General features: G+C 71.3%; 5 protein-coding genes. 2 read left to right on the top strand and 3 right to left on the bottom strand.

Translation table 11 applies throughout. The features are described 5' to 3' along the window. Positions 1–1,118, bottom strand: a 1,118-nt coding sequence (locus tag VFM98_RS23120; protein WP_325112245.1) for an acyclic terpene utilization AtuA family protein, incomplete at its 3' end; no start/stop codon positions are given. 62 nt (positions 1,119–1,180) lie between these two features. Here VFM98_RS23120 and VFM98_RS23125 point away from each other — a divergent pair. Beyond that, positions 1,181–2,074 carry a LysR family transcriptional regulator gene (locus VFM98_RS23125; protein WP_325112246.1) on the top strand — a complete coding sequence of 298 codons (894 nt, stop codon included), beginning with the start codon at positions 1,181–1,183 and terminating at the stop codon, positions 2,072–2,074. On the opposite strand, the gene VFM98_RS23130 is transcribed toward VFM98_RS23125, so the two are convergent. After that, positions 2,071–3,084 (bottom strand): GNAT family N-acetyltransferase, encoded by a 1,014-nt coding sequence (locus VFM98_RS23130; RefSeq protein ID WP_325112247.1) that lies wholly within the window; start codon positions 3,082–3,084, stop codon positions 2,071–2,073. The genes VFM98_RS23125 and VFM98_RS23130 overlap by 4 nt on opposite strands. A gap of 203 nt (positions 3,085–3,287) precedes the next feature. Here VFM98_RS23130 and VFM98_RS23135 point away from each other — a divergent pair, with 203 nt between their 5' ends. Next, positions 3,288–3,842, top strand: coding sequence for a type 1 glutamine amidotransferase domain-containing protein (locus VFM98_RS23135; RefSeq protein ID WP_325112248.1), 555 nt, complete (start codon positions 3,288–3,290; stop codon positions 3,840–3,842). A 46-nt stretch (positions 3,843–3,888) separates the two neighbouring features. Here the strand turns inward: VFM98_RS23135 and VFM98_RS23140 are convergent. Then, on the bottom strand, positions 3,889–4,186 hold a 298-nt coding region (locus VFM98_RS23140), incomplete at its 5' end, for a DUF1326 domain-containing protein (RefSeq protein WP_325112249.1).

Below are 4,186 nucleotides of genomic sequence, written 5' to 3' on the forward strand. Positions count from 1 at the left end.
GCGTCGTCGGCCAGCACGCTGGCCACGCCAATCAGGTCGGCCCGCAGGGGCAGCCCGGCCAGCCCGAGCTGCCGCAGCCGCTCGCGCACGATGTCGGCGGCCAGCCGCGCGCGCGCCGCCGCATTCGGGCCCGCATAGGAGATCTCGCCCTCCGCCAGCCAGCCGCCCTCGTAGCAGAGCGTGGCCTTGAAGGTGGCGGGCCGCGGGTGCCCGCGCACGCCGCAGACGCGGATCCGATCGGGCCCGTCCTCGGCCAGCTCGGTCTCGCCGATGTCCGCCACCACGTCGGGCGTCAGGTACGCGGCCGGATCGTGGATCTCGTAGAGCAGTTGTTCGGTCACCGTGCGACGGTCCACGCAGCCGCCGGTGCCCGCGGCCTTGGTCACGACGAAGCTGCCGTCGGCGTGCATCTCCACGATCGGGAAACCGGCGTTCGCGACGTCGGGCACGTCCTTGACGCCCGGGTCGGCGAAGTAGCCGCCCGTGACCTGGGCGCCGCATTCCAGCAGGTGGCCGGCCATGGTGCCGCAGGCCAGCCGGTCCCAGTCGTTGTCGGCCCAGCCGAAATGCGCGAGCATGGGGCCGAGGGCGAGCGCCGGATCCGCGACGCGGCCGGTGACGACGACCTGCGCGCCCGCGCGCAAGGCGTCCGCGATCTGGCGCGCGCCCAGGTACGCGTTGGCGCTGACCAGCGGCTTGCCGCGCATTTGGGGCGGCAGCAGGCTCTCCATGCGTTCGGCGGGCAAGGCCGCAAGCAGGTCATCGCCGTGCACCACCGCGATTCTCAGCGCCGGCAGGCGGAGCGAGGCCGCGAGCTGCTGCAGCCGGCCGGCGGCACCCAGCGGGTTGGCCGCGCCGAAGTTGCCCACGATGGGGATACCGGCTTCCATGCAGTCGCGCAGCACCGGCCCCACGAAGCGCTCCAGCGAAGGCTCCCAGCCGGCCTCCGGGTCCTGCCGGCGCTTCAGCTGCGCCAGCGCCAGGGTGCGTTCGGCCAGCGTCTCGAACATCAGCACCGCCGGGCCGCCGACGGCACGCAGCGTGCGCACCACCGGCACGGCAGCATCCCAGCGGTCGCCGGAGAAACCGGCGCCGCATCCGATCCGCAGCAAGGTCATGGCGTTGTACCTTAGGCGCACGCGGACCCTTCGTAAAATGGAAAGATCGGATCATTTCATCCATGGCATCGATCAATCTTTCCTCGCGCGACCTGGAAGCCTTCCTCGCCCTCGCGCAGGCCCAGCATTTCACGCGCGCCGCGGAGCGCTGCCACCTCTCGCAAAGCGCCTTCAGCCAGAAGATCGCCCGCATCGAAAGGGTGGCGGGCGTCGCGCTGTTCGCGCGCTCCACCCGCCACGTGACGCTGACGCCCGAGGGCGAGCTGTTCGCCGAGGAGATCCGCCGCATCCAGCAGGACCTGCAGCATGCGCTGTCGCACCTGAACGAACTTGCGACGCGGCGCGTGGGCAAGGTGGCCGTCGCCGCCCTGCCCTCGGTGGCCGCCGTCTGGATGCCACAGGTGATCGCGGGCTACCGCGCGCAGCACCCCAACATCCGCATCGAGCTGTTCGATGCGCTTGCGGCCGGCGGCCTGGCGCTGCTGCGCGAAGGCCGCGTCGATCTCGCCATCACCGCGGGCGGCGACCTGCGCGAGTTCGACGTGCAGGAGCTGAAGTGCGAGCGCTTCCATCTCGTCTGCCCCGCCACGCACCCCCTGGCGCGCAAGCGCAGCGTGGCGCTGGCGGACCTGCAAGGCGAGGAGATCGTGCACCTGGCGCGCAGCAGCAGCGTGCGCCAGCACCTCGAGGCCGCAGGTGTCACGGCCCGCACCGGCGCACTGGAGGTCGAACACCTCGCCACCGTGGCCGGCCTCGTCGCGCAGGGCCTGGGCGTGAGCGTGGTGCCGGAGCTCACCCTGTTCCACTTCGTGCGCAGCGGCCTGGCCAGCGTGCCGGTGCGCGACCGGCAGCTGCGCCGTCCGATCCTGCTGGCGCGCCGCAAGGGCAAGGCCTTGTCGGTAGCCGCGCGGGCGATGGAGGAAGCGATCGTGGGCGTGGCCCGGGGACGCGTCTAGGCAGCGACTGGACGCTCGAACGCCAGCCGCTGCGAGGGCGTGAACCCCATGCGCTGGAAGAACCCGAGCAGCTCGAGATCCGCCACGCGCACCAGTGTCTCGACGCGTTCGACCTGCAGCTGCGAGACGTTCTCCAGCAGGCGCATCACCAGCCGCCGCCCGATGCCGCGGCGCGCGTAGTCCGGCCGGACGCCGACCGTGTCGAGCACGGCGACCGGCTCGGTGCGGCCGAAGTCGCCCACGTCGGCGCGGGCCATCACGAAACCGACGATCGCCCCGTCGAGGCGGCCGACCAGCGAAATGCGCGTGCGCGAAGCTTCCGTCGACTCCGCCAGCATCGCCTCGATGTGGCTGCTGCGGTCGCGGCCGGTCACGGCGCGATCGATCTGCACGATCTCGTGCAGGTCGGCCGGCGTCATCGGGCGGATCTCGACCACGCCTCGGGCCATGCGCTCGTGGTCGTTCGCCTCCGGCGCGCCGAAGTCCCGCTCACGCGCGGACGCGTCGGCATCCGACAGCGTCACGGCGGGCTCGTCCGCCGGCTGCGCCGCCGTCGCCGACCGGTGCAGGACGATCTCGGGCGCGAGGCGGAAGCCCATGGCGTGCAGCCATCCCAGCATCTGCGCGTTGCGCCAGTGCGCGCTGGTGTGCAGTGCGTCGATCTGGTGGCGGGCGGCCCATAGCAGCAGCATCTCGAACAGCCGCTTGCCGGCGCCACCCCGCTGCGACTCGGGCCGCACGCCGACCAGCTCCAGCCGCAGCGAAGCCTTGCTGCGGCCGAACTCGCCGGCGAGCACGCGCGCGAGGATGTAGCCGGCCAGGCCATCGCCGTCGCGGGCAGCGAACTGCGCATGCAGCGACGGCTCGCGCAGCGCCGCGGCGAGGCGGCGTTCGACGTAGGTGCGCCGGGAGCGCCCTTCGATGGCGGCGTCGATCGCGATCACGGCGGCCAGGTCCTCTCGCGCCAGCGGGCGGATGGTCAGTTGCTCGTCGGCGGCAGGGCTGCTCATGGCGACTCCTCGGTCAGGTCTGGGAGCTGGTGGTGAGGCGCAGGGTAGCCACCCTCGCCGAACGCGGAATTGCGCCAGCTCAATGTTGGCGGGCGCCGAGCCAGGTGCGGCCGGCCCGGAATCTCCTACGCCGGGCTGCGCGCGCAGACGATGGCCCCGTCGCGCGCGCCGCCCAAGATGGAAGGACCGTGGGAGATATGCAGATGAACCAGGACTTGAACGGAATGAAGGTCGCGATCCTCGTGGTCGACGGCTTCGAGCAGGTGGAGATGACCGAGCCGCGCAAGGCGCTTCAGCAAGCGGGTGCGCAGACGATGCTCGTCTCGGCCAAGGCCGGCCGCGTGCAGGGCTTCCATCATGACAAGCCCGGCGACAGCTTCGGGGTGGAACTGACCCTGGAGCAGGCCAGGCCAGAGGACTTCGACGCTGTGCTGCTGCCGGGCGGCGTGATGAACGCCGACCAGATCCGGATGAACCAGGACGCGCAGCGCTTCGTGCAGGGCATGCAGCGCGAAGGCAAGCCGCTCGCCGTGATCTGCCATGGGGCCTGGCTGCTCGTCTCGGCCGGCCTCGTCGAGGGACGCACGATGACCAGCTGGCCCACGCTGCAGGACGACCTGCGCAATGCCGGCGCGAACTGGGTGGACCGGGAAGTGGTGCGCGACGGCAACTGGGTCTCCAGCCGCAAGCCGGACGATATTCCCGCGTTCAACCGCGAAATGGTGCAGCTGTTCGCCAGCAGCCACGCCACGGCCTGAACCAGCCGTGCCTTGCCGGCCCGAGATGCACTCCGGCCGGACGCGATCAAGCGGACCAGGAGAACGGTGCGAAGTGCGCGTTGCGCGTGCCGCTGGTGTCCTCCCAGTCGATGCCGAAGGCCTGCAGGCGGCTGCGCGTGGCCTTCGCAATGGCCAGGCGGGTGTTCACCGGGTGCGCGACGTTGTCGATGTAGAGGGGCTCGCCGGGCTTGACGACGCTCTCGACGCCTTCGCACGCCTGGTCGAGGAGCTCGCCTGCCGTGACGGAGAACCTGAATCCGTCGCGCGTGAACGCGATGGGCCTCTTTTCCACCCCGGCGAAAGTTCCGACCAGCGGCGCGAGC

Origin of the sequence: Ramlibacter sp., from assembly GCF_035706265.1 — a bacterium.
Lineage (GTDB): Bacteria > Pseudomonadota > Gammaproteobacteria > Burkholderiales > Burkholderiaceae_C > Ramlibacter.

What these genes read in the sequence shown, in the direction of transcription:
- VFM98_RS23125 (WP_325112246.1), top strand. Translation starts at nt 1,181, where the DNA reads ATGGCATCGATCAATCTTTCCTCGCGCGACCTGGAAGCCTTCCTCGCC.
- VFM98_RS23135 (WP_325112248.1), top strand. Translation starts at nt 3,288, where the DNA reads ATGAACCAGGACTTGAACGGAATGAAGGTCGCGATCCTCGTGGTCGAC.
- VFM98_RS23130 (WP_325112247.1), bottom strand. Translation starts at nt 3,084, where the DNA reads ATGAGCAGCCCTGCCGCCGACGAGCAACTGACCATCCGCCCGCTGGCG.